This window comes from Halobellus sp. H-GB7 (genome assembly GCF_030848585.1).
GTDB classification, from domain to species: domain Archaea; phylum Halobacteriota; class Halobacteria; order Halobacteriales; family Haloferacaceae; genus Haloquadratum; species Haloquadratum inordinatus.
On sequence record NZ_JAVDDW010000001.1, the window covers coordinates 486,477 to 510,420 of the forward strand.

Below are 23,944 nucleotides of genomic sequence, written 5' to 3' on the forward strand. Positions count from 1 at the left end.
TGCACCACGCGTTAGCCTGAGGTATGCACGCGATCGCAGTCGAGCGCGGGGCGAACCGTCCGGTCGTCGTCGAAACCGAGCGGCCGGTGCCCGGCGTCGGCGAGGCGCTGGTCCGGACGCTCCGGGTCGGCGTCGACGGGACGGACCACGAGGTCATCGCTGGGGGCCACGGCGACTTCCCGGCGGGCGAGGATCACCTCGTATTGGGCCACGAGGCGGTCGGCGTCGTCGAAGACGCCGGCGACACGCGATTTTCTCGGGGCGACGTGGTCGTCCCCACGGTTCGCCGACCGCCGAACGGGTCGAACCCGTACTTCGCGCGCGGCGAACCGGATATGGCTCCCGAAGGCGCCTACCACGAGCGCGGAATTTCTGGGGCGCACGGATTTATGTCGACGTACTTCACCAGCCCCGAGGCGTATCTGGTCGAGGTTCCGGCGTCGATCGTCGACGTCGGCTTCCTCGTCGAACCGCTTTCTGTGGCCGAGAAGGCGGTCGAACTCGCGTACGCGTCGCGCTCGTCGTTCACCTGGGAACCGGAGTCGGCGCTCGTCCTCGGCAACGGGAGCCTGGGCCTGCTCACGCTCGCGATGCTCCGCGACCAGTTCGACTTCGACCGGCTCTACTGTCTCGGCCGCCGGGACCGCCCCGATCCGACGATCGACATCATCGAGGCGCTCGGCGCGACCTACGTCGACTCCCGGGAGACACCGCTCGCGGAAGTCCCGGCCGCGCACGAGCCGATGGACCTCGTCTTCGAGGCGACGGGCTACGCGAAGCACGCCTTCGAGACGATCGAGGCGCTCGCGCCCAACGGCGTCGGCGCGCTGTTGGGGGTCCCGGGCTCGTGGGAGTTCGAGATCGACGGCGGGAAACTGCACAGAGAACTCGTGATGCACAACAAAGCGCTCGTCGGGAGCGTCAACTCGAACGTCCGACACTTCGAGTCCGCGGTGGAGACGCTCGCGACGCTCCCGGCGTGGTTCCGTGACGCGGTCGTCACTGGCGTATACGATCTAACCGAGTTCGAGGCGGCCTTCGACGACGACGACACCACTATAAAAACCGCCGTCCAATTCAGCGCGTATGAAGAACGTCGATGATCTCATCTCGAGTGCGGCCGAACTCGCCGAACGCGGTCTGTCGAAAGGCGAGATCGCCGACGAGCTGAACGTCTCCCGGGAGACGGCCAGTTGGCTGGTCGAACGCAGCGGCTCGAACAACTACGAGCCTGAACCGGTACAGCCCGAGGACAACGGCGGCGGCCCCCACGACATCCACGTCGACTGGAGCGCGATCGGCCGCGACTCCCAGCGGCTCACACACATCGGCCGAGCGATGGCCGACCTCCTGGTGAAAGAGGGCGAGGAAGTCGATCTGACGATCGGGATCGAGAAAGCCGGCGCGCCGCTCGCGACGGTCGTCTCGACGGAACTCGACACTGACCTCGGTTCGTACGCCCCGGCGAAACACCAGTGGGAGGAAGGCGACATCGAAGACCTCGGCGGGTCGTTCTCGCGGAACTTCGCGCAGATCCGCGACCGCGACTGCTACGTCGTCGACGACACCATCACATCGGGAACGACGATGCGAGAGACCGTCGAGTCGATCCGCGAGGAGGGTGGCAACCCCGTCGCCTGCGTCGTCATCGTCGACAAACAGGGCGTCGAGGACATCGAGGGCGTGCCGGTCTACTCGCTCATCGACGTCGTCCGCGTCGGCAACGAGTAAGAGCGGGTCAGGGCCGCGCTCGCACCGTATCCGCGAGTGTTTAACGGTCGCTGACTTCCGCTCGGACCGTCGAGCGGGACGGCCCGAACTTCGGGCGACGCAATCCATTTCAGGACTGGACGCATACGTCGCTCTATGACGTTCCAGCCCGGTGCGGATATGAGCGACGACGAAGTACGAGCGCGCGTCGACGACGCCATCGAGTCGAACGACGTCGTCCTGTTTATGAAGGGGAACCGGCTGATGCCCCAGTGCGGCTACTCCCAGCGCGCGGTCAATCTCATCTCCCAGTACGTCGACGAGTTCGAGACGATCGACGTGCTCCCCGCCCTCGACCAGTATCGGAGTGCGCTCGAAGGTCACAGCGGCTGGGAGACGATTCCCCAAACGTTCGTCGCCGGCGAGTTCGTCGGCGGCAGCGACATCCTCGCAGAGCTCGACGAGCGGGGCGAACTCGAAGCGACGCTCGACGCGTAAGTGACGGAGGCATCGCTGTCGTCCGAGATTGCCCACCCGCACGAATGGGGGTTCCGAGACGCAGTGATTCGTTTGTCCGGAGTTCGAGCCATCAACTACCCTGTGGGTTTCGCGTCTGCTCGCGGACGCCGCCGCGAATCAAAGGGTAGACCCTATAAGGCCCCGGCACCTACCACTACACAGGTACCGACGTCGCGTCGCGTCCGTTCGTACGGGTACCACCCAAAGTAACTATGTCAGGCCGCGTATACCGACTTCACTCGACACTGGAACTGCCCCTCGAAGAGGTCGAAGAGTACCTGAACGGTGACCCGGAACTGCCGCCCGAGGTCGACGACGTCGAGGTGACCCGTCGGAACAACACGCTCATCCTCAAAGCCGTCGCAGCCGAGGACAATCTGAGCAAGTACACCCCGACGGCACAGTTGAAAGCCAGCATCACAGAGAACCGCGTCTACGAGGAAGAGCCGCCGCGCGCGGGCGCACCGCGCTGGGAGGAAGAAGAAGAGGAGATCCCTTCCGAACTCGTCGAGTTCGCCTGTTTCAAGGGCGACCGCGAAACCGTCCTTCAGAACACGGCGCTGCAGTATCCGATGTTCCTCGTGCTGCGCGAGATCGCGCTGCTCGCCGAGAAGGGCACGCTCACCGCGATCACCGAACTCGATGGCGAACTCACGGCCCACCGCATCGTCGAAGGCGAAGAGCGCCCGGCGAGCATCGAGGTCGTCGAGAACCCCTCGAAGAGCGAGAACGGTTCTAACGGCGTGAACTGGCGCGACAACAAGTTCATCTCCGACTGAAATCCACCACCGGTCCGCAGCGACTGGTCACCGCCGGATTCTCACCGACTCCCGATCGTCCGACGCCGAACTCCACGAGCGCCGGCTTCGGGCTTCGTTCCCGTATCAGCGACGGTCTTGCTTGTACGGCGCCGGTGCGACGGTCGCCCGGATCTCCGTCGTCTCGTGGCGTTCGACGGCTCTGTTTTCACTTCCGTCTGCCTCGCCCCAGGTGAGCGTCACCTCGGTCCCGGGATCGCTGTGCTCAGTGTCGACGAGCGCCAACGAGAGCATCTCGCGGTGGTTGTTGATGTAGCTCATCCACTTCGAGACGCCGACGATCTCGCCTTCTTTCCGCACCTCGTCGTAGTGGCACGCCGAGGAGCGCGGGACCGGAAGGTCCATAAATTTCTTCGTCTCGCCGTCGCGGAACAGCGAGTGGAAGACGTCGACGACGTCCCCGTCGTTCCAGACGAGCGTCACCTTCTCGCGGTCGGGGTCGTCGATCTCCGCTTCGAGAGCCGCCTTCCCCACGAAGTCGTGATCGAAATCGACGATGTGGCCGTACCCGACTTCGATGGGCGTGACGTAGTAGTCCTCGATGTCGGCGGCGTCGTAGCTCCCGCCGATCGAGATGAGGCCCTGGCGAAGGTCGAGCCACTCTCTGAACCCCTGCATCTCCTCACCCGAGTAGATCGCCGGCACCGGCAGCGGAAGCCACCCGAGCACGACGTTGGCGCTCTGATAGCTCTTCGAGCCGAGCCGCCGGATGCCGTGCTCCTCGCCAGCGTCGAGAACGGCCTCTCTCACGGCGTCAGCGTACGCGTAGTCGCCCCAGAACTCGAAGCCCGCTTCACCGGCCATCCCGTGCCGGAGGAGAAACGCCTCGTTGCCGTCGATCGTGACCTCCTCGAACCTGAAGAATCCCAGGTCGGGGAGCGCCCCGTCGATGGCCTCCCGCATTACGTCGACGGCGTCCGGCCCCTGCACCTGATAACGGAAGTTCTCGGGGTCCCGTCCCGTCGCGACCGGGCGGCCCTGCATCTCCGCGTCGACGTCGTATTCGCCGGTCTCAGCCTGATATAGCAGCCAGTGATGCGCCGCTGCCGCGCCAACGCTGAGGAAGTTCGCCTCGTCCTCACGGAACAGGATGGCATCGCCGATCAGGTAGCCGTCCGGGTTGGCGACGACGAGCTGTTTTGCCTGACCGACGTCGAACGTCTCGAAGTCGTTGACGGCGTAGTCGGTGTACAGTTCGATCGCCTCCGTGCCCTGGATCCGTAGATCTGTCATATGATATGACTGATCGGCAAACGCACAGCTCTCCTGCCACGCGCGCTGTTCTTCGATCCAGTGCGTGAACTCGTCCGGGAGTTTCGTGAACTGTCCGAGACCGAGGTCACGGAGGAGGTCGACCGGGCTCTCGGCTGCTCGGAGTGCGTCTTCTAGGGTACGATCTGACATAGATGTCAGTACGTGCATTGGCACATATCCTCATAATCGTTTGTGAGGTTCGACTGGTGAGTTCAAATCGGGTTTTCGAGGTCGCTGCCCGGTCCGAGAACTGACCGCGTCCGGCGACTGCATTCGGCAGTATACTTATTTCCGCTCCGGGGCTGGATTTCAGGTAATGCACGCAACGAACGGACGGTGGTCGAACGATGAGTGACGCACAGACGGACATCCGTGCGTACACGCTCCGTCTGGAGTTGGTCGACGAACCGGGCGAACTCCTCCGCTCGCTCGGCCCGATCGCCGAGAACGGCGGGAATCTGCTGTCGATCTTCCACGAGCGGGGCAACGTCACCCCACGTGGACACATTCCCGTCGAGGTCGACATCGAAGCGACACCGGATCGCTTCGAGAAGATCATCGACGGCCTCCGTGACGCTGGCATCAACGTGGTCCAGGCGGGGACCGAGCGATACAGTGAGGGACTTACTGTCGTGCTGTCGGGACACCTCATCGACACCGGCCTCTCGGATACCCTCTCGCGGATTCAGGAGGCGACGAACGCGACGGTGACGGATCTCTCGCTTGCGGCACCGGAGGGCACGGCCGACGTCTCCAGCGCGCGCATCGACATCGCTACCGAACGGGGGGCGACCGAGGAGGTCCTCGAAAAGCTCCGCTCCATCGCCGAGGAGAAGGAGCTACGGCTGGTCGAGCCGCTCCCGACGAGTGCGAGCGTCTGATAGGGACTATCGTAAGTCCTCATAGATTTCTCGCCGGACGGGACGGCGAGAATCTCCGAACAGTGACGATAATCCCTATGAGTGTCGCGATCGACCGGAGCAAAACAGCCGTTTAAATCCTCAGAACCGGAAGCGCGTCGGTCAGTTCGGGAGCGTGAGCTCGGACGGGACGGTCACGTCGTCCTCTATGGCCTCGATGCGTTCTAGCTTCGTCCCGTCGATCCTCGTCGCCTCGATAAGGGCGGCGAGTTTGCCCAGCGGAATCTGGCCCGGTGCGTACTCGCTGTCGTCCGACAGCAGCGGCGCGTAGCCCAACTTCGAGCCGTAAATGTGACCGACGACGCGGGTGTGGCTTCCGATCTCGCCCATCGCGATCCCGGCGGCGTCGAGACCGGATTCGGTGGCCTCGTGCAGCGCCGAAAGTAGCGTGAGCGTATCCGAGAGGTCCTTCGGATACGTTGCGACCTTCGCGATGTCACCGTAGCCAGCACACTGATCGAAGATCGCGGTCAGGACGTCCCCGTCCGGCGTCGTCTCGAAGTCGTGATGCGAGATAATGAGACGGACGTCGTTCTGGCGGAACTCCTCTAAGATCCACTCTTTCGCGCGAGCCGTCTCCAGTTCGATGTCGACGTACGCGACCGAGTCGAATCGGGATGCAGCAAAGAGCGTGTCCAAGCGTCCGGTGTCCTCGGCTTTGCCGCCGAACCACTGGTTTCGGTTCGTCGCGATGATCGGTAGTTCGCCGTCGTATGCCTCTAACTGTTCGATCGGCTTTTCGGCCTTGTCGATCCGGAATTCGACGATGTCCGCAGCCCCCCGAGCCTCTGTCTCCCGTGTGAGGTCGTTTGTCGTAGCTGCAAGGGCGAAGTCGTCGATCTTCATGTCACGGAGTAGCACCCTACTCGTTATAAGTTTGCTCATCAACCGAAGTGGTCGTCGTCGGTCACGTTGGGAGACCCCACAGTCGCAACCGATCTTATGTGCCTCTCATCTCGAATACAGGTATGATCGACTCCGCCGATCGCAATTCGCCGACGACTGCCGACACAGCGCTCGAAGCCGTGCGTGCCGGAATCGGTGCGGCCCACCCAGAGAGGGTCCTCCGAGAGACAGTCACTGTCGACGGAGACCGACTCCGGATCGACGATCGAACGTACGATCTCACGGCGTACGACGACGTGATCGTCCTGGGCGGCGGCAACGCCGCTGGCACGGTCGCGAGCCACCTCGCAGACCGCCTCGACGGGTATCTCACCGATGGTGTCGTCGTTACGGACGATCCGGCGCCCGCCGATCCGATCGAGATCGTCGTCGGCACCCATCCCGTCCCGAGCGACGCCAACGTCGAGGGTGCGCGCCGCGTTCTCGAACGGGCGCGCGAGGCCGGTGCGGAGACGCTCGCACTCGTCGCCGTGACTGGCGGCGGCAGCGCCCTCCTCTCGGCACCGGCCGACGACGTCCCGCTCGCAGACCTCCAGACGCTCACCGAGGAACTTCTCCAGTCGGGTGCGCCGATCGATCGGATCAACAGCGTTCGGAAGCACGTCTCGGTGCTGAAAGGAGGCCAGTTGGCTCGCGCCCTCGCGCCGGCAACGACCGTCGGCCTCGTCTTCAGCGACGTCACCTCCGGCGATCCCTCTGTCGTCGGAAGCGGGCCGCTCTCGCCGGATCAAACCACCTATGCCGACGCGCTCGCCACGCTCTCGGAGTACGGCGTCGACGCCCCGGCGTCCGTCAGTCGCCACCTCCAGCGCGGCGTCGAGGGCGACATTCCGGAAACGCCAGGGGCTGACGACCCCGCGTTCGAGCACACGTCGATCCACGTCGTGGCGGACAACTTCACCGCGCTCGCGGCCGCACGTGACGTCTGCCGCGAGGCGGGGTTCGAGACGATCGTGCTCTCTTCGTCCGTTCGCGGCGAGGCCCGCGAGGCAGCGAAGACGCACGTCGCGATCGCCGAGGAGGTCCGGCGAAGCGGCAATCCCACGACGTCGCCGGCGGCGATCCTCTCCGGCGGGGAGACGACCGTCACGGTCGCGGGCGACGGCTCCGGCGGTCCGAATCAGGAGTTCGCACTCAGCGCCGCGATCGAACTCGCAAGCGCCGACGGCGCCGAGGCGGTACTGGCCGCCGTCGACACCGACGGGATCGACGGCCCGACCGACGCGGCTGGCGCCGTCGTCGACGCAAATACCGTCGGCGATGTCCAACGTGCGCGCTCACTGCTGGCCGCAAACGACGTCCACGACTACCTCGACGAGCGCGGGGCACTCGTGCGGACCGGACAGACCGGCACCAACGTCAACGACCTCCGCGTGCTCCTCGTTCCGGCGTGAGCGCGCGGCAGAGCGAGGTTCCCGTACTGGCTATTCCAGTCCAGCGTCGCGAAGCGCGGAGTTCGGGAGTTCCTCGCCGTCGATGCCGGCTTCGACGTTCGCGGCCGCCATCTCGGCGACCCGACTGCGGGTATCGATACTCGAACTCCCGATGTGCGGTGTCACGACCAGCTTTTCCGGCGCGTGTCGCATCAGATCGTGGTCCGCCGGAAGCGGCTCCGGGTCAGTAACGTCGAGACCCGCGCGGCCGATCCACCCCTCTTCGAGTGCGGTGTCGAGCGCGTCGGTGTCGACGATCTCGCCGCGAGCCGTGTTGACGAGGACCGCGTCGTCGGACATCTGTCGGAGTTCCGCTTCGCCGATAAGACCCTCCGTCTCGTCGAGGAGCGGGACGTGCAGCGAGACGAAGTCGCTGTCGGCGAGCAGTGCGTCGAGTTCGACGTACGTGGCGTCGACGCCGATCTCGGCGAGTTCGTCCTCGCGCTCGGGCTTGGGATTTCGCCCCGTGTACAGGACGTCCATCCCGAATCCGGCCGCGCGGCGGGCCGTGGCGAACCCGATGCTCCCGAGGCCGACGATTCCGAGCGTGGCGTCGTGAACGTCCGCACCCATCAGCAGTGTCGGATCCCAGGCCTCCCACTCGTCCGCCGCCACGTACTCGTATGCCTCGACGGTCCGTCGGGCCGCAGCCATCAGGAGCGTCCAGGCGAGATCGGCCGTCGTCTCGGTCAGCACGCCCGGGGTATGCCCGACGGCGATGTCGCGCTCGGCGGCCGCCTCCACGTCGATGTGGTCGTACCCGACCGAGAACGCGCTGACGACGGCGAGGTCGGGGGAGGCGTCCAGTACCTCGGCGTCGATCTCGTCGGAAACCATACAGACGAGCCCTTCGGCGTCGAGTTCGCGGAGCTTCGATTCGATGTGTGTCTTCTCTGGGGGGAGCGTTCCGTCCCAGACGACGACCTCGTACTGCTCACGGAGTCGTTCGACCCCGGAACCGGGAATCTCCCGCGTCACGTAGACCGTCGGTGTGGTGCTCATCGTCGCCGTCTCTCCGACGTGAGGGCAAAGTTCTTTGGAGTCGACGCGGCGCGCGGTTCCGCGCTTCACACATTCTGTCCGACAGTATCAGATCCCCCCGAACTGCGGCGTGCCGACTTCGACCGGTTCGGTTCCGCCTCCTTCGATCAGGGAGTTCCGATGTCAAAAAGCATTTAGCGGTACTAATTATATGTAATTACACGATGTCAGACGCGTTCCCCGACTACCTCGACGTCGACTACACCGACGGCGAAGGTGAGACGCCCGCGGACTATCCGACGATTCAGGACAAAATCGAGAAGGCAATCGAGGTCACGAAGCAGGGCCTCGAACAGTACGAGACGCCGGCCGTGATGTGGACCGGCGGCAAGGACTCGACGCTCACGCTGTACTTCATCAAGGAGGTCGCCGAGAAGTACGACCTGGAGACGCCGCCGGCGGTCTTCATCGACCACTTCCAGCACTTCGACGAGATCCACGACTTCGTGGACCACTGGGCTGAGGAGTGGGACCTCGACGTGGTCTACGCTCGCAACGAGGACGTCGGCGCGTACGTCGAGGAACACGACCTCGAACCCGGCGACGACATCGAGATCTCGGAGCTCTCTGAACACAACCAACACCACGTCCGCGACCTGCTCGAATACGAGGAGGACACCTTCCCCTTCCTGCTCGACACCTACGTCGGCAACCACCTGCTGAAGACTGTCGCGCTCAACGACGCGCTCGAAGAGTACGACGTCGACGGCGTCATCTCCGGCGTCCGCTGGGACGAGCAGGAGGCGCGTGCCGACGAGACGTTCTTCTCCCCGCGCCACGACCCGGACATCTACCCGCCGCACGACCGTATTCAGCCCATCCTCCAGTTCGACGAGGCGTCCGTCTGGGAGGCGTTCTGGAACTTCGTGGTTCCGGACACCGTCGAGGGCTACCCCGACGAGGGCTACGTGCCCCAGAGCGCAGACGACCTGCCGAACGGGCTCACGATGGACGACATCCCGGTCTCGCCGAAGTACTTCGCCGGCTTCCGTTCGCTCGGCAGCGAGGTCTCGACGGACAAGACGACCGAGGAACCGGCGTGGCTCCAGGATATGGAGAACACGACCGAGCGCGCGGGTCGCGCCCAGGACAAAGAGGACCTGATGGAGCGACTCCGCGACCTCGGCTACATGTAAGCCCGGTTACTGTGCCGGCGCGTCGACATCGGTGCCGACGTCGACGCGCTCGTGAATCGGCTCCTCGCGCGATTTGAGGTGTCGTGGCGTCCGGCCGTTCGAGACGGCCAGCACTTCTGCCACGATGCTGTGTGCGATCTGATACGGCGAGCCGCCGCCTAGATCGAGACCGACCGGCGTGTACAGCGACGAGAGCTCGTCTTCTGCGAACTCCCGGCCGTCGTCCGCGAAGGCGTCCAGCATCTCCTCGAACCGTTCGCGGGGACCCATCACCCCGACGTACGCGACGCCGGCGTCGAGCAGCGCTTCGACCGCCAGCCGATCGTCGACGAAGTTGTGCGTCATCACGACCGCGTACGTGCGGTCGTCGAGAGCGAGGTCGTCCGCGATGGTGGCCGGCGAGGTCGTCACGGCGCGGTCGGCTGCTGGGAACCGATCTTCGAGGTCGACCGCCCCCCGGAAGCCGACGACGGTGACGCGGAAGTCGTTCTTCGCTGCGAACTCCGTCACCGGCCCCACGTCGTGGCCCGTCCCGAAGACGACCAGTTCCGAAGGGGCCGCGAGTCCGTCGATGAACACTGTCAGTTCGCCCGCGTCGGTCTCGAACGTGACGGTATCGGCCTTCCCCCGCGTCGCCAGTTCGCCGGCGGGACCGGCGAGCGCGTCGATCGGCCACTCTGTCGCTTCCGCTCCCGTAGGCAACTGTAGCGCCCCCGTCTCGGGGTGGTAGTAGGCGCGGTCGCCGCGATCGAACGGTCCATCGGCGTCGAGTACGGTCACGACGCCGACGTCCCGGCCGGCGAAGAACGACTTGACGGCCGGTCGATACGTCTCCGTCAGCGGCTCTACCAGTACTTCGATGACGCCGTTGCAACCGACGCCCAGCCCCCACACGTCGTCTTCGTCGTCCTCCATCAGATCGTAGGTCACGAGTTCCGGGCGGCCAGTCTCACGGACTTCCGCACCTACCGTAACGAGTTCGTCTTCGAGACAGCCGGCAGTGATGCTGCCGACGCCCGTGCCGCCCTCGTCGAGCAGCATCTTCGCGCCGGGTCGTCGGTAGGCGTTCCCCTCTACGTCGACGATCGTCGCCAACACGTCAGTTCGCTCGGCGTCGAGTCGGTCACGGATCTGCTGTACTACCTCCGTTTCGGGAACACTCCAGTCGTTCTGTGTCATAGATTCGTTGTTTCTGAACCGTTTGTCTCGTCGAGTCGGACACCCGCGGGCCGGTCGACGGCCGCATACACCTTCTGCAGGCCGGCGTCGTGGAGGTCCGTCCCGCAGTCTCCGCGCTGGATCGCCGCGCGAACCGCGTCGCGGTCGCTCACTAACGCGCCGGCGACGACGTCGACGCCCGCATCGAACAGCGGTTCCGGGAGGAACGACGCGGTGGCACCGATCACGACGACGGTGGCGTCCGGGGGGGCCGCATCGAGGTACCGTTCGACGCCACCGTAGATGAACGCCGACCCGGTCACGAAGACGACCTCGGCGCCGCTCATCGCGGCGTCCGTCTCCGGCGGCGTGAACGTGCGGACGGTGACGCCCGGTGGGGTGGCCACATCGTCGACTGGATCGCGCTCGATCACGCGAACCGCCACGTCGTCGAACTTGCGGAACGCCGGCGTGAACAGCCCGACAGTCGTGATGCGTTCGACGTCGTCCGCCAGGAGCGCCATCGGGTCGCCGGTGCGCCAGTCGACGAGCGGTGCGGAGAGTGCGTTCATCGCCGCGATCCCGACTGCCCGTGCACTGTGCCCGTTCGTGCTCGCGTTTCGGTGCTCCGTCGCCGCCGCCAGCAGCGATTCCACGTCCGGGTCGTCGGTCATCGGTGGCTCGCCGGCCGGGCGATGCGCGACGCCCGCGCTTTCGACGCCCCCGTTCCGCACTTCCACGAGGATCGCCGCGTCTCCCACCGTGATGCGCTCCACCGTCGGGGTCGCGAGGTGCGAGCGAAGCCGTGCGGCGACCGCCTCCAGGAGGTCGGTCACGCCGACCCACCCCCAGAGTCGGCCCCGACGAGGCGACGGTCGTACTCGTAGCCAACCTGGCCGTGCAGTCCGCGCTGTTCGATCTGTCGCGCCGCCTCGGCGAGGTCTGCGGGTTCGGCGAACCCGAACAGGGCGTCGAGATAGGGGACGCTCGTCGACATTCCGCGCGACTGCGGTTCGAACGCCGGTGAGACGGCCAGCGGATTGAGCCAGACGAGCGCGCCGGCCCGCTGGGCCAGCCACGTGATCCCGTCGGCCAGCGTGTCAGGGTCGCCGACGTCGAGGCCGTCGCTGACGACAACGACGACCGTTCGCCGGTCGACCGCGTAGGGGTGTCGCGCGCGGAGCGTCGTGAACGCCTCGCCGATCTGCGTGCCGCCGCCCCACTGAACTTCGGCCTCGCGGAGCGCCGCAGCCGGGTCGCCGCCGCCGCGAGCGAACTGTTCGGTGACGTCGACGAGTTCGGTGTCGAAGAGGAACACGTCGGTCTCGCGCGCGCTGTCGTACAGCCGATCGGCGAACGCCAGCAGCACGCTCCGGTCGACGGTGTCGAGGACGGAACCGCTCACGTCGACGAGGAGACAGCACCGGAGTTCACTCGGCGTCGGCCGTGATTCGGGGAGGTCGATCGGCGCGCCGCCGGTCGAGAGACTCGCCCGGAGCGCCCGTCTGGCTTCCACCCGGTCGCCGGCGGTCGACTGCCGGCGGCGACGCCCCGGGACCGTCGACAGCGCGTCGACGAAGCGGTCGATAGCTGTGAGTTCGGACTCGGTCAACTGCGCGGTGTCGATGTCGACTCGCTGTCGCCCGCCGACGGCGCTGTAGCGCCGGGCGTCGCTCTCACCAGTTTCCGCCGGACGGTCCCCCGTCACGTGACGGCGCTCGGTCGGGATGCGGACCTCGACGTCCCCGTCGCCCGAATCGTCGATATCCGGGGGTTCTGCGTCTTCGAGTACACCGGGGTCCTCGGCGACGGGACTGTCGGCGTGGGTCGGTCCGTCCTCGCGCTCGTCGTCGCCGCCGGCGGTCGGCCCGTCGTGATCCGTCGCGACGGCACTCAGGCCAGATCGGAGCCGGTGCCAGAAGGTCGGAAACGCCGACTCGAAGGCGTCGCGCTCGGCCGGTTCCGAGAGCAACGTCGCCCGCAACGCGTCGGCCACGTGCGATCGATCGTCGAGCCCGACGACCGACAGGGCCTGCGCCGCGTGGAGCGTCGCACTCGTCGGGACGGTGACGCCGTCGTTCCGGAGTTGGGCGGCGAACCGAAGGAGTTCGATCAGGACGTGTCGCCGCGCCATACGGAAGTCCGGGACGTCCTCGCGGCCGTGGGTCGCGGCCGTGTCGACGCCCTCGTCTGCACCGCCTGCCGTCGGGTCACTGTCACCGTGCATATCGCTCACGCTTCGAGACGGTCTTCAGCCCTCGCTGCGGCCGTCTGCAACTGTTCCAGCAGTTCGGCGTCGATCCGGTCGAGGTCTTCGACTTCTTTGATGAGACAGCCGAGGGTGCGCTCGATCTCGTCGGTCGAGAGCGGCGCGTCCGCGTCGTCCTGTCGCAGTTGCGCTACGGCGCGCGCCCAATCGAGCGTCTCGGCGACGCCCGGTTGTTTGAGGAACGCCTCCTCGCGCAGGCGGTCGACGACGGCGCAGACTTCGGCCGCGACGGCCCCGTCGAGTTCGGGCACTTTCCGGCGCACGATCTCGTACTCGGCCTCGAACGACGGCGGTTCGACGTGGAGGTACAGACAGCGGCGCTTCAGCGCGTCCGAGAGTCCCCGGGTGCGGTTTGACGTGAGCACCACGACCGGCGGCTGCTCCGCGCTGACGGTGCCGAACTCGGGGATCGACACCTGGAAGTCCGAGAGCAGTTCGAGTAAGAACGCCTCGAACTCCTCGTCGGCCCGGTCGATCTCGTCGACCAAGAGCACCGGCGGCGTCTCACCCTCCGCGGTCAGCGCCCGCAGGAGCGGCCGTTCGAGGAGGTACTCCTCGTCGAAGACGGACTGTTCGTGGTCGTGTCCCGTACCGGACCTGCCGGCGACAGTGCCCTCGTTGGCCTGCACCGCGAGCAACTGCTTCGTGTAGTTCCACTCGTACAGCGCGTTCTCGGCGGTCAGTCCCTCGTAGCACTGCAGTCGGATGAGTTCGGTGTCGAACGCGCTCGCGAGCACTTTCCCGAGTTCGGTCTTCCCGCTGCCGGGCGGCCCCTCGACGAGCAACGGCCGGCCGAGCGTGAGTGCGAGGTGGACCGTCGTGACCGTCCGGTCGTCGGCGACGTACTCCGCGGTCTCGAACCGCTCTCGAAGGTCCGACTCCGACAGCGACGCGAACGCTTCGCGGGTCATACTGACCCCTCGGCGGCGTCGAGATACGACGCGGGGTCGTTCTGGAACGAGTCGGCGCAGCCCTCACAGCAGAAGTAGTACGTCGTCCCGTCGTGTTCGACCGCGGGTGCGGACGCTGGCTCGACCGTCATTCCGCACACTGGGTCCGTCGCGAGTTCGTCGGGCGACGCCGAGCCCTCTGTCGTCATCTCGTCGTCACTGGCCGCTGTCTCGGCCGTATCGGCCGTCGTGGACACTCCGCTGCTGCGACCGCCGGATCCGCCCGCCGTCGATCGCGCGTCGACCACCTGGGCCAGGATGCTCGCCGCGATCTCGGCCGGCGTGTAGGCCGCGATGTCGACGCCCGCAGGGTTGGTCACCGCTTCTCGGACCGCTTCGGGGTCTACGTCGAGCACGCCGGCGGCCCGTTCGACGACCTCCGAACTCCGCGTGTCGCTCGCGACGAGTCCGATGTACGGTGCGTCCGCGCGGACGCCGGCCGCGACGCCGCGGGCGTCGTACTTCCCCATCGACGCGACCACGACGAGCGGCGCGTGGCCGACGGCGTCGACGATCGCGTCGGGGTCGGTCTCCGTCACGACGGCCGCGTCGCCGACGTCGTCGCTTCCGTCCGGAGCGACGACCGTCACGTCGACCGCGAGCTCGGCCGCGAGTCGAGCGAGCGACCGGGCGACGGGCGAGTCGCCGACGATGAGGAGGTCGGGCGTCGTGTTCACCGGCTCGATGAACAGTTCGAGGACGCCTTCGCTGTGACAGTGCATCGGGAAGGCCTCGAGCCCCGGGCGGGCGATCTCCTCGGGGTCGGGCGCGATGCCGACCAGCCGTGGCTCGCCGTCCTCGATCGCGGCCGCCGACTCGCTGATCGCCGTCGTCTGCGCGCAGGCCGCGCCGCCGATCCAGCCGTGGAGTTCGCCGTCGGCTGTCACGACCGCGCGGTCGCCGACGTTCGCCGACACCGGCGGCTCGCGGCGAACGATCGTCACGCGAGCGTACGTCTCCCCGCGCGCTGTGAGTTGTGCTTCCAGTTCGGCGACGTCGCCGTCGGTGACGTCGACCGGGCGCGCGCCCTCGTCGTTCGCTCCTGTCTGGTCGTTTTCGTTCCGTGTCATCTGTCGGTGTGCGATTCGCGGCGACGGCCCCGCAGCGGCCCGCCGCGCGGACAACCCGTCTCAGTCGTCGGCTGGTCCTTCACTCTGTCCGCCCTCGAAGTCGAAACTGACGTTCTGGCTCGGGTCGAGGGCCAAGCCGGCCTCGTTCAGCGACTCCCATACTCGGTCCGGCGTCATCGGCATCTCGACGTGCGTGACGCCCGCGTGCGACATCGCGTCGACTACCGCGTTGACGATCGCCGGCGGCGACCCGACCGTGGGCGACTCGCCGACGCCTTTCGCGCCGATCGGGTGGTGCGGCGACGGCGTGACGGTGTGTCCCGTCTCGAAGTTGGGGATCTCGTTGGCCGTCGGCAGCAGGTAGTTCATGAAGTCCCCGCCGGTGACGTTCCCGTTGTCGTCGTAGGTGACGTGTTCCAGCATCGCCGTCCCGATGCCCTGCGCGAGGCCGCCGTGGATCTGGCCCTCGATGATCATCGGGTTGATGCGGTTGCCGCAGTCGTCGACGGCGACGAACTTCTCGAAGTCGACTTCGCCGGTCTCGCGGTCGACCTCGACGACGACGATGTACGATCCGAACGGGTACGTCATCTCCGGCGGGTCGTAGTAGTTCGTCGCTTCGAGCCCGGGTTCTTCGCTGCCGGGATGGTTCATATACGCCCCCGCGGCGATCTCCGTGATGGTGATCGAGCGGTCGGGTGCGCCGGCGACGTGGAACTCGCCGGACTGGCGGTCCCACTGGATGTCTTCCTCGGCTGCTTCGAGTTCGTTGGCGGCGATCGACTTCGCTTTGTCCCGGACCTTCCGGGCGGCCACGGCGGCCGCGGCGCCTGCAACGGGCGTCGAGCGAGAGCCGTAGGTCCCGAGCCCGTACGGTTCGGTGTCGGTGTCGCCGTGTTCGACGACGATGTTGTCGACGTCCATCCCGAGTTCCTCGGCGACGATCTGTGCGAAGGTCGTCTCGTGACCCTGGCCCTGGGTCTGGACGCCGACCCGCAAGACGGCGTTGCCGGTCGGGTTCACGCGGAGGTCCGCGGAGTCGAACATCTCGATCCCGGCGATGTCACACTGCTTGCCCGGCCCTGCACCGACGATTTCGGTGAACGAGGAGATGCCGATCCCCAGCAGTTTGTCGGCGTCCTCCTCGATCCGGCGCTTTTGTTCCTCGCGGTAGGACTCGTAGTCGGCCATCTCGAGGGCCTTGTCGAGAGCCTTCTCGTAGTCCCCGGAGTCGTAGTTCCAACCGGTCGCGCTCTCGTAGGGGAACGCGTCGGACGGAATGAAGTTGCGTCGGCGGATCTCAGCGGGGTCGACGCCGAGTTCGTCCGCGAGCACTTTCACCATCCGCTCGATCAGGTAGACGGCCTCGGTGACGCGGAACGAACACCGGTAGGCGACGCCGCCCGGTGCGGTGTTCGTGAACACGCCGGTCAGCGACCCGTAGGCCGCCTCGATGTCGTAGGAGCCGGTGAAGATGTTGAAGAAGCCAGCCGGGAACTTCGAGGGCTGGGCGGCCGCGTTGTACGCGCCGTGGTTCGCGAGCACGTCGACCTTCACGCCCTGGATCACGCCGTCCTCGGTGGCGGCGATCTCGCCCGTCATATCGTAGTCGCGGGCGAACCCCGTCGTCTGGATGTTCTCAGAGCGCTCTTCGATCCACTTCACGGGCCGTTCGAGGACGTAGGACGCGGCGGCCGCGACGACGTAGCCCGGGTAGATCGGCACCTTGTTCCCGAAGCCACCGCCGACGTCCGGGCTCACGATGCGGACCTTGTGTTCGGGGATGCCCGACACCTGCGAGAACAGGGTTCGGTGGGCGTGCGGCGCCTGCGACGTCATATGCACCGTCATCTTGTCGTTGCCGGGATCCCAGTCGGCGACGGCCCCGCAGGTCTCGATCGGGGCCGGGTGGAGCCGCTGGTACTCCATCTGCTCTGTGACGGTGACGTCGGCCTCCGCGAAGGCCTCCTCGGTCGCCTCCTTGTCGCCGGTGTCCCAGTCGAAGATGTGGTTGTCTTCCTGGTCGTCGAGTTCCTCGCGGATGAGCGGAGCGTCGTCTTCGAGTGCCTCTGCGGCGTCGACGACGGGGTCGAGCACCTCGTAGTCGACTTTGACCTTCTCGGCCCCGTCCTTCGCCGTGTATCGGTCCTCGGCGATGACGGCGGCGACCTCCTGGGACTGGAACTTCACCTTCTCGTTGACGAGCACGTCCTGGGTGTCGTCCATCAGCGTCGGCATCGTCGCCAGGTCGTGTTCGAGCAGGTCGTCGGCCGTCAGGACGGCAACGACGCCGTCGAGGTCCATCGCCCGGGAGCCGTCGATGTTCTCGACGCGGGCGTGGGCGTGGGGGCTCCGAACGATCTCACAGTGGAGCATCCCCGGCTTCTTGATGTCGTCGACGTAGTTGCCGCGGCCGGTGATGAACCGCTTGTCCTCTTTGCGGGCGACTTCCTCGCCCATCCCGCCGCGCCCGTGGCCGCAGTGTTTCTCCGGTTGGGGGCCGCCGTCGTCGTCGTGCTGGTACTCCTTCGGTTCGGTCGTGAAATCCGAGTCACTGCTCATTCGCTCTCACTCCCCTCGGTGACGTCGTCGAACTGCGGATCAGCGCCCTCGACGTGGGGCGTCGGCGTCTCCGCCGACGGGCCGCCACAGCAGTTCTCGACGCCGCAGTCGAATCCGTCGCTGTCGCCGTCCTCGGCGACGACCCCGCCGTCGGCGGCCGCCTGTTCGTCGAGTTTCTCGGCGGCGTACTCGATCGAACTGACGATGTTCTGATAGCCGGTGCACCGACAGAGGTTACCGCTGATCGCGTCGCGGATCTCCGCCTCGTCGGGGTCTGGGTTCTCGTCGAGGAGCGCTTTCCCCGACATCAACATTCCGGGCGTACAGTAGCCACACTGCAGGCCGTGCTCCTTGTGGAAGCCCTCCTGCAGCGGGTGGAGATCCTCGCCCGCCGCGGGGAGGTCCTCCATCCCTTCGACGGTCATAATCTCGCTGCCGTCGGCCTGCGTGGCGAACATCATACAGGACTTGATCGGCTCGCCGTCCCGCAGAACAGTGCAGGCCCCACAGTTGCCGGTGTCGCAGCCGATGTGGGTGCCCGTCATATCCAGATCCTCGCGGATCGCGTGGACGAGCAGTCGCCGCGGTTCGACCTCGATGGTTCGTTCGGTGCCGTTGACCGTCAGTGTGATCTCTCGTTGGTCCGTCACGGTGTTGCCCTCCGTTTGACGACCCCCGCACGCTCGGCGGCGTCACCGAGCGCCCGCTGGGCCAGTACGTTTACCATCCGCTCTTTGTACGACGCGTCGCCGTGCTCGTCGGACTCGGGGTTCGACTGTTCGGCGGCGAGCTCGCCCGCTTTCTGGAACAGTTCGGCGCTCGGGCGCTCGCCCTCCAGATGCGCTTCGGCGTCTGCTGCGCGTGCGTTCGTGATGTCGACGGCCGTCATACCGATCCCGGCGTCCGCGATGGTGCCGTCGTCGTCGAAGCGCAACCGGGCCGCGACGCCGGCCATCGCGTAGTCGCCGGTCTTGCGTTTCAGTTTGTGATAGGCGCTCCCCTCTCGCTCGGGTGGGGTCGGCACGCGCGCCTCTGTGATGAGTTCGTTCTCGTCGAGCGAGGTGTCGTAGGGGAGCAAGAACAGTTCGTCGACCGGGATGACGCGTTCTCCCTCGGGGCCTTCGGCGACGACCTCGCCGTCGTGGGCGATGAGGACCGACCCCCAATCGCCCTTCGGGTCGGCCTGCGCGATGGACCCGACGATCGTCCCGCGGTTTCTGATCTGTGGGTCGGCGACGAGCGGTGCCGCGTCGGCGAAGCTCCCGTAGTCCTCTGTGACGACGTCTGACTCCTCGATGTCGGCGTGGCGCGCGAGCGCGCCGATCTTGAGGTAGCCGTCGGATTCGTCGAGGTAGTCCAGTTCGTCGATACCGTTGATGTCGACGACGGTGTCCGGTCGGGCGAGTCGGAACCGAAGCATCGGGACCAGGCTCTGCCCGCCTGCGAGGATCGTCGGATTGTCGAGACTCTCCAGCAGGCTCACCGCCTTGCTGAGTGACGTCGGCTCGTGGTGTTCGAACGGTGCAGCTTTCATAGCATATTACGGAGTCTGTCGGTGACGCCGGTGTCGGTCTCCTCGTCGACGTCTGTCATCTGCTGCTCGATGCTTCCGAAGAAGTTGTTCACGATCTTGTTGGCGACTGGGTTGATGACGCGCGATCCGAGTTGGGCGATCCGCCCCGAGATGTCGGCTTCCGTCCACCACTCGATCCGCGACCCCTCGCCGCCGTCGAGTTCGTGGATCTTCATCCCCGAGTTCATACTGAAACTACTGCCAGACGCGTCGCCACCGCCGGAGGCGATCATCTCGAACTCCTCGTCGTCACGTTCGTCGATCGTGACTGTCGTCTCGAATCGAGGTTTCACGCTCCCGACGCCGACCTGCATCAGCGCCGCGTACTTCTGGCCGGCGACGAACGCCCGGTCGGCGACGACCTCCGGATCCGCTTCCGGAAGCATCTCGACGTCTTCTTCGGCCTCGTACTCGTCGAAGTTGAAGTCGTCGTCCATCGGGGTGATATACTGACACCCCTTCAGCGAATCGCGGACGGCCATCGGATCGGACAGGACGATCCAGGCTTTCTCGGGTGGTACGCCGTCTAACTCGAATTCTCCATCAAATTCCATATTCCTGCGGTCTCGTTGTGTCTGGTCGGTCTACTGCTGCGCGCCGCCACCTTTTAAGTACCCTCGCTATGTGCACACTATTATCACGGTTTATGCAATCAAACAGCACTCCAATAAATGTTTGTGTTAACTCGACGAGCAGCCGAGTACGGAAGCAACTCCCGAGCCGACGCCTATGAGTAGCCGATCCGAGCACGACCACGACGATATGATCGGGTGGGACGAGGGGGCCGAGCGGGTCCGGGCGCTTCGGGACGTCTGGCTCGGTGCCGCCGGAGTCGAACCCGTCTCGATCGACCGGATCGGCGGCCGGACGCTCGCCGAACCGCTCGACGCACCGGTCGACGTACCCGCACAGAGCCACGCGACGATGGACGGCTTCGCATTCGACGCGACCGACGAGTATCCGCTCGACGTCGTCGACGCCGACGTGTTTCCGGAGGACGAGCCGCCGACCTTAGAGGCCGGGCAGGCCGTCCGGATCGCGACCGGCGCGCCCCTCCCGCCGGCGGCGAACGCGGTGCTCAAACGCGAGGAAGCGACGGTCGAAGACGGTCGGCTGACCGGCACCGACCTCGAACCGGGGACGTACGTCTACCAGCGCGGCAGCAACGTCGCCGAGGGCGAGCGTCTCTTCGAGCCCGGCGAGCGACTCGGTCCGAAGGACGCGCTGCTCTTAGGCGACCTGGGCGTCGAATCCGTCGCGGTTCGCGAACCGCTCTCCGTCGGCTTGCTCGCGACGGGCACGGAGATCCACGAGGGAAAGCATCGCGACCTCGACTCGCCGATGCTCGCCGGCCTCGTGCGCTCGTGGGGCCACGACGCGACCTACGAGGGCAGCGTGCCGGACGACTACGACCGCGTCGAAGCCGAGATCGCGGCGCTCGCGCGCGACCACGACGTCGTCGTGACGACCGGCGGGACCAGCGTCGGCGACAAAGACTACGTGATCCGGGCGCTCGACGCCCTCGGCGACGTGCTGTTCCATCGGGTTCGACTCCGCCCCGGGAAGCCCATCGCCGTCGCCGAGTTACCCGACCACGACGCGGTCGCGTTCGCAATCCCCGGCAAGCCCGTCGGCGCCCACGCGGTGACGACGCTGGTCGCGCGGCCGTTCTTCACCGGGGAGACGTCGCTCCCGGCGGTCGCTGCGCGGATGGCCCGCGACGTCGACATCGCCGCGCCCGGGTTCGCGTACGCGATCCCGGTCACGCTCGAAGACGGCGTCGCGATGCCGCTCGGCCACGCCGACTCGCCGCTCGCCGTCTACGAGGACGCCTTCGACCCGAGCGTGCTCTCGTCGAGCACCCGAGCGACCCGCGCGGACGGCTTCGTTCTCACGGAGTCCGCCGTCGCCCGCGACGACCGCGTGGACGTCGTCCCCTACTCGGTCGTCGAGTGATGCCGCCGAGAGAGCCGCCGCTCGTCGAACCGCCGTTCGAGACGGGCGACGACACCGTCTCCGGCCGATCTGAACAGACCGACCAGTCTTCTGGACAGACCCACCAGCCCACTGGCGGAGCCGACCAGCCCGAACGGCCCGCCCGCGGCAGCGCGCGGATCGCCGGCGTCCTCCTCGCTGCGGGGACGAGCGACCGCTTCGGCGAGCGCAACAAACTGCTGGCGTCGCACGACGGCGCCCCGCTCGTCAGACACGCGGCGGCGACGCTTGTGGATTCTACCGTCGATCCGGTCGTGGTCGTCGTCGGCTACGAATCCGAGCGCGTGGTCGACGCGCTCGACGGCCTCGGCGTGGAAATCGTCCACAATCCGAGGTATGCGAACGGCCAGGCCTCGTCGGTGCGGGCCGGCATCCGAGCACTCCGCGACCGGCCGGAGCTGGTCGATGCGGCCGTCGTCGCGCTGGGAGATATGCCCTTCGTCGACGTCGAGACGATCGAGACGCTCTGTGACGCCTACGAGGCGGGCGTCGGCGACGCGCTCGCGGCGGCCTACGAGGGCGCCCGGGGGAACCCGGTGCTTTTCGACCGGCGGTTCTTCGACGACTTAGTCGACGTCGCGGGCGACGTCGGCGGGCGTGAGATCCTCCTCGACAGCGACGACAGCGCGCGGGTGGCGGTTCCGGACAGCGGGGTCCGTCGTGACGTGGACGAACCGTCGGATCTCTCCTGAGTTTCGACGTCGACGGCGGTTACTCGCCGTCGGGGTCGTGCTTTTCGACGATGATCCGTCCGTCTTCGACGTGCCACTCGACGCGGTCGCCCGCGCCGACGTCGAGGAAGTTTCGGACCGGCTTGGGGACTGTAGTCAGGTTCTTCTGCGACACCTTCGTGTTCGATAGCGCGCCCATAGGCTACGTTCACTCGTGGTATTTACATAGATTACGCTAGGCGGCGTCCGGATCGACTCATAGGGAGTATCGTACATCTCGATAGATGTCTCGCCGGACGGTACGGCGAGAATCCCCGTACAGTTACGATACTCCCTATCAGACCGAGGACTTCCAGCGGTGGGCGCCGCCGTCGGAGGCCTTCTCGAAATCGAGATCGTACCGATCGGAGTTCAGGAGGACCTCACCGGGGAGATAGAGATCGTCGTCGATCTTGTTCAGGACGCCGCGTTCGTCCATCGTCGAGAGGACGTCGCCGACGGTCCGTTCCCGACCGGCGACGAGGTTCGCCTCCTCGATGACGGACTCCGTGTCGACCTGCCCTTCGAGTACCGCGAGACGGATCGCCGCCACCCAGGTCGGTTCCCGTTTCAACTCTCGACACATTCCGATAGCCGGTACCGCTCCAACCGAATTAGAGTTTGCGGAGGTGACATCACGTGCGCTGTCGCCCCACCGACGCCGACACTAATGGTGATCGGTCGTCTCCGTTCGACACTCAGGCCAGATCGAACAACGCTGCGGCCTGTTCCATATCCTTGTCCCCGCGCCCGCTCAGATTGACCAGGATCGTGTCGTGGTCGTCTGCGATCTCCTTTGCGAGCGCGACGGCGTGGCTCGATTCCAGCGCCGGGATGATGCCTTCCTCCTCGGAGAGTTCTCTGAACGCCGCCTTCGCGGACTCGTCGTCGACCGCGCGGTAGTCACAGCGCCCGACTTCGCGGAACATCGCGTGCTCGGGACCGACGCCCGGGTAGTCGAGTCCGGCGGACACCGAGTGAACTTCGGTGTCGTCGTGGATGACGCGGGTCTTCATCCCGTGGATGACGTCGTCTTCGCCCTCGGCCAGCGGCGCAGCGTGGCGTTTCGAGCCCGCGCCCTCGCCGCCGCCCTCCGCGCCGTAGAATGCGACCTCGTCGTCGTTGCGGAACGCGTGGAAGAGACCCATCGCGTTGCTGCCGCCGCCGACACAGGCGACCGCCGCGTCCGGAAGCTCGCCCGTGCGCTCTCGGAACTGCTCGCGGGCTTCCTCGCCGATGACGGCCTGGAAGTCCCGGACCATCCGCGGGAAGGGGTCGGGGCCGACGACCGACCCGACGAGATAGTGCGTGTCGTCGATGTTCTTCGCGAAGTCTTCGAGCGCGGCGTCGACGGCGTCCGAGAGGCCCGCGCCGCCGCGCGTGACCTCGTTGACTTCCGCGCCCATCAGGCGCATCCGGAAGACGTTCATCTGCTGGCGCTCGACGTCTTTCTCGCCCATATAGATCTCCGTGTCGAGGTCGAGCAGCGCGCCGACCATCGCGGTCGCCGTCCCGTGCTGGCCCGCGCCGGTCTCGGCGATGAGCCGCGACTTCCCCGCCTGCTTCGCGAGCAGGGCCTGGCCGAGCGCGTTGTTGATCTTGTGTGCGCCGCCGTGCAGCAGGTCCTCGCGCTTGAAGTAGATCTCAGCGCCGTAGCGCTCGCTGAGCCCTTCGGCGTGATACAGCGACGTCGGCCGTCCGGCGTAGTCTCTGAGCAGTTTGTCGAGTTCTGCTTGGAACGCGTCGGTGTCTTTGATCTCGTCGTACGCGTTCGCCAACTGTTCGAGCGGTTCCTCCAGTGGCTCGGGGACGTGCCGTCCGCCGTAGCCCTCGAAATCACCTTCTGACATACGATTTCACCAATTCCTTCCCGGGATATAAACGGTACTCTGGCCGGGTGCGGGCCGCCAGCGGCGCTAG

24 protein-coding genes are annotated in these 23,944 nt (G+C 66.3%); 9 read left to right on the forward strand and 15 right to left on the reverse strand.

Translation table 11 applies throughout. The annotated features are described in order from the left end of the window. Window positions 1–23 precede the first annotated feature (23 nt). The 4 genes from RBH22_RS02630 (at window position 24) to RBH22_RS02645 (ending at window position 3,008) form a co-directional block, all read left to right on the forward strand. Window positions 24–1,103 (forward strand): glucose 1-dehydrogenase, encoded by a 1,080-nt coding sequence (locus RBH22_RS02630; RefSeq protein ID WP_306676448.1) that lies wholly within the window; start codon window positions 24–26, stop codon window positions 1,101–1,103. Beyond that, on the forward strand, window positions 1,087–1,731 hold the full coding sequence (gfcR, locus tag RBH22_RS02635) for a transcriptional regulator GfcR (protein WP_121568198.1): 645 nt from the start codon (window positions 1,087–1,089) through the stop codon (window positions 1,729–1,731). Before RBH22_RS02630 ends, gfcR begins: the two co-directional genes overlap by 17 nt. 135 nt (window positions 1,732–1,866) lie before the next feature. Continuing rightward, window positions 1,867–2,208, forward strand: a complete 342-nt coding sequence (locus RBH22_RS02640) for a glutaredoxin domain-containing protein (RefSeq protein ID WP_306676449.1) — start codon at window positions 1,867–1,869, stop codon at window positions 2,206–2,208. A 233-nt stretch (window positions 2,209–2,441) separates the two neighbouring features. Further along, window positions 2,442–3,008: a hypothetical protein gene (locus RBH22_RS02645; RefSeq protein WP_121568200.1), complete on the forward strand. Its 567-nt coding sequence runs from the start codon at window positions 2,442–2,444 to the stop codon at window positions 3,006–3,008. Window positions 3,009–3,113: 105 nt separating this feature from the next. Here the strand turns inward: RBH22_RS02645 and RBH22_RS02650 are convergent, their stop codons facing one another. After that, on the reverse strand, window positions 3,114–4,451 hold the full coding sequence (locus RBH22_RS02650; RefSeq protein WP_306676450.1) for a hypothetical protein: 1,338 nt from the start codon (window positions 4,449–4,451) through the stop codon (window positions 3,114–3,116). Window positions 4,452–4,648: 197 nt separating this feature from the next. Between RBH22_RS02650 and RBH22_RS02655 the strand changes: the two genes are divergently transcribed. Then, window positions 4,649–5,182, forward strand: a complete 534-nt coding sequence (locus RBH22_RS02655) for an amino acid-binding protein (protein ID WP_121568202.1) — start codon at window positions 4,649–4,651, stop codon at window positions 5,180–5,182. Between the two features lie 141 nt (window positions 5,183–5,323). Here the strand turns inward: RBH22_RS02655 and RBH22_RS02660 are convergent, their stop codons facing one another. After that, complete coding sequence (locus RBH22_RS02660) at window positions 5,324–6,067, reverse strand: type I 3-dehydroquinate dehydratase (RefSeq protein ID WP_121568203.1); 744 nt, start codon at window positions 6,065–6,067, stop codon at window positions 5,324–5,326. 122 nt (window positions 6,068–6,189) lie between these two features. On the opposite strand from RBH22_RS02660, the gene RBH22_RS02665 reads away from it, so the two are divergent. After that, complete coding sequence (locus RBH22_RS02665; protein WP_306676451.1) at window positions 6,190–7,521, forward strand: DUF4147 domain-containing protein; 1,332 nt, start codon at window positions 6,190–6,192, stop codon at window positions 7,519–7,521. 30 nt (window positions 7,522–7,551) lie between these two features. Here the strand turns inward: RBH22_RS02665 and RBH22_RS02670 are convergent, their stop codons facing one another. After that, window positions 7,552–8,562, reverse strand: coding sequence for a D-glycerate dehydrogenase (locus RBH22_RS02670; protein ID WP_306676452.1), 1,011 nt, complete (start codon window positions 8,560–8,562; stop codon window positions 7,552–7,554). A gap of 203 nt (window positions 8,563–8,765) precedes the next feature. Between RBH22_RS02670 and RBH22_RS02675 the strand changes: the two genes are divergently transcribed. Continuing rightward, on the forward strand, window positions 8,766–9,737 hold the full coding sequence (locus RBH22_RS02675; protein WP_256288142.1) for a phosphoadenosine phosphosulfate reductase family protein: 972 nt from the start codon (window positions 8,766–8,768) through the stop codon (window positions 9,735–9,737). A 6-nt stretch (window positions 9,738–9,743) separates the two neighbouring features. Here RBH22_RS02675 and RBH22_RS02680 read toward each other — a convergent pair whose 3' ends face one another. From RBH22_RS02680 to RBH22_RS02720, 9 genes are read right to left on the reverse strand one after another with little or no spacing between them, the layout of a single operon-like run. Further along, the gene (locus tag RBH22_RS02680) at window positions 9,744–10,916 is read right to left on the reverse strand and encodes an XdhC/CoxI family protein (RefSeq protein ID WP_306676453.1); all 1,173 of its coding nucleotides are present in this window, start codon (window positions 10,914–10,916) and stop codon (window positions 9,744–9,746) included. Further along, window positions 10,913–11,731: a DUF364 domain-containing protein gene (locus RBH22_RS02685; RefSeq protein WP_306676455.1), complete on the reverse strand. Its 819-nt coding sequence runs from the start codon at window positions 11,729–11,731 to the stop codon at window positions 10,913–10,915. Before RBH22_RS02685 ends, RBH22_RS02680 begins: the two co-directional genes overlap by 4 nt. Then, complete coding sequence (locus RBH22_RS02690) at window positions 11,728–13,122, reverse strand: VWA domain-containing protein (protein ID WP_306676456.1); 1,395 nt, start codon at window positions 13,120–13,122, stop codon at window positions 11,728–11,730. Before RBH22_RS02690 ends, RBH22_RS02685 begins: the two co-directional genes overlap by 4 nt. Window positions 13,123–13,127: 5 nt before the next feature. After that, complete coding sequence (locus RBH22_RS02695; RefSeq protein WP_306676457.1) at window positions 13,128–14,075, reverse strand: MoxR family ATPase; 948 nt, start codon at window positions 14,073–14,075, stop codon at window positions 13,128–13,130. Further along, window positions 14,072–15,184 carry an XdhC family protein gene (locus RBH22_RS02700; RefSeq protein ID WP_306676458.1) on the reverse strand — a complete coding sequence of 371 codons (1,113 nt, stop codon included), beginning with the start codon at window positions 15,182–15,184 and terminating at the stop codon, window positions 14,072–14,074. The genes RBH22_RS02695 and RBH22_RS02700 overlap by 4 nt, the downstream gene beginning before the upstream one ends. A 60-nt stretch (window positions 15,185–15,244) precedes the next feature. Then, the gene (locus tag RBH22_RS02705) at window positions 15,245–17,746 is read right to left on the reverse strand and encodes an aerobic carbon-monoxide dehydrogenase large subunit (protein ID WP_256288148.1); all 2,502 of its coding nucleotides are present in this window, start codon (window positions 17,744–17,746) and stop codon (window positions 15,245–15,247) included. Further along, window positions 17,743–18,396 (reverse strand): (2Fe-2S)-binding protein, encoded by a 654-nt coding sequence (locus RBH22_RS02710; protein WP_305881657.1) that lies wholly within the window; start codon window positions 18,394–18,396, stop codon window positions 17,743–17,745. Before RBH22_RS02710 ends, RBH22_RS02705 begins: the two co-directional genes overlap by 4 nt. Next, window positions 18,393–19,280: a xanthine dehydrogenase family protein subunit M gene (locus tag RBH22_RS02715; protein ID WP_256544770.1), complete on the reverse strand. Its 888-nt coding sequence runs from the start codon at window positions 19,278–19,280 to the stop codon at window positions 18,393–18,395. The genes RBH22_RS02710 and RBH22_RS02715 overlap by 4 nt, the downstream gene beginning before the upstream one ends. Then, entirely contained in the window at window positions 19,277–19,873 is a 597-nt protein-coding gene (locus tag RBH22_RS02720; RefSeq protein WP_306676459.1) for an SRPBCC domain-containing protein, read from the reverse strand. The genes RBH22_RS02715 and RBH22_RS02720 overlap by 4 nt, the downstream gene beginning before the upstream one ends. A 175-nt stretch (window positions 19,874–20,048) precedes the next feature. On the opposite strand from RBH22_RS02720, the gene RBH22_RS02725 reads away from it, so the two are divergent. Beyond that, window positions 20,049–21,275 carry a molybdopterin molybdotransferase MoeA gene (locus RBH22_RS02725; protein ID WP_306676460.1) on the forward strand — a complete coding sequence of 409 codons (1,227 nt, stop codon included), beginning with the start codon at window positions 20,049–20,051 and terminating at the stop codon, window positions 21,273–21,275. Beyond that, window positions 21,275–22,006: a nucleotidyltransferase family protein gene (locus RBH22_RS02730; protein ID WP_306676461.1), complete on the forward strand. Its 732-nt coding sequence runs from the start codon at window positions 21,275–21,277 to the stop codon at window positions 22,004–22,006. Before RBH22_RS02725 ends, RBH22_RS02730 begins: the two co-directional genes overlap by 1 nt. Window positions 22,007–22,025: 19 nt before the next feature. Here the strand turns inward: RBH22_RS02730 and RBH22_RS02735 are convergent, their stop codons facing one another. The 3 genes from RBH22_RS02735 to trpB all read right to left on the reverse strand — a co-directional run bounded on the left by RBH22_RS02735 (window position 22,026) and on the right by trpB (window position 23,874). Then, window positions 22,026–22,184 carry an AbrB/MazE/SpoVT family DNA-binding domain-containing protein gene (locus RBH22_RS02735; protein WP_121568218.1) on the reverse strand — a complete coding sequence of 53 codons (159 nt, stop codon included), beginning with the start codon at window positions 22,182–22,184 and terminating at the stop codon, window positions 22,026–22,028. 138 nt (window positions 22,185–22,322) lie between these two features. Continuing rightward, window positions 22,323–22,610 (reverse strand): hypothetical protein, encoded by a 288-nt coding sequence (locus RBH22_RS02740; RefSeq protein WP_256544774.1) that lies wholly within the window; start codon window positions 22,608–22,610, stop codon window positions 22,323–22,325. Window positions 22,611–22,722: 112 nt separating this feature from the next. Beyond that, complete coding sequence (gene trpB / locus RBH22_RS02745) at window positions 22,723–23,874, reverse strand: tryptophan synthase subunit beta (protein ID WP_256288154.1); 1,152 nt, start codon at window positions 23,872–23,874, stop codon at window positions 22,723–22,725. Window positions 23,875–23,944: the final 70 nt, after the last annotated feature.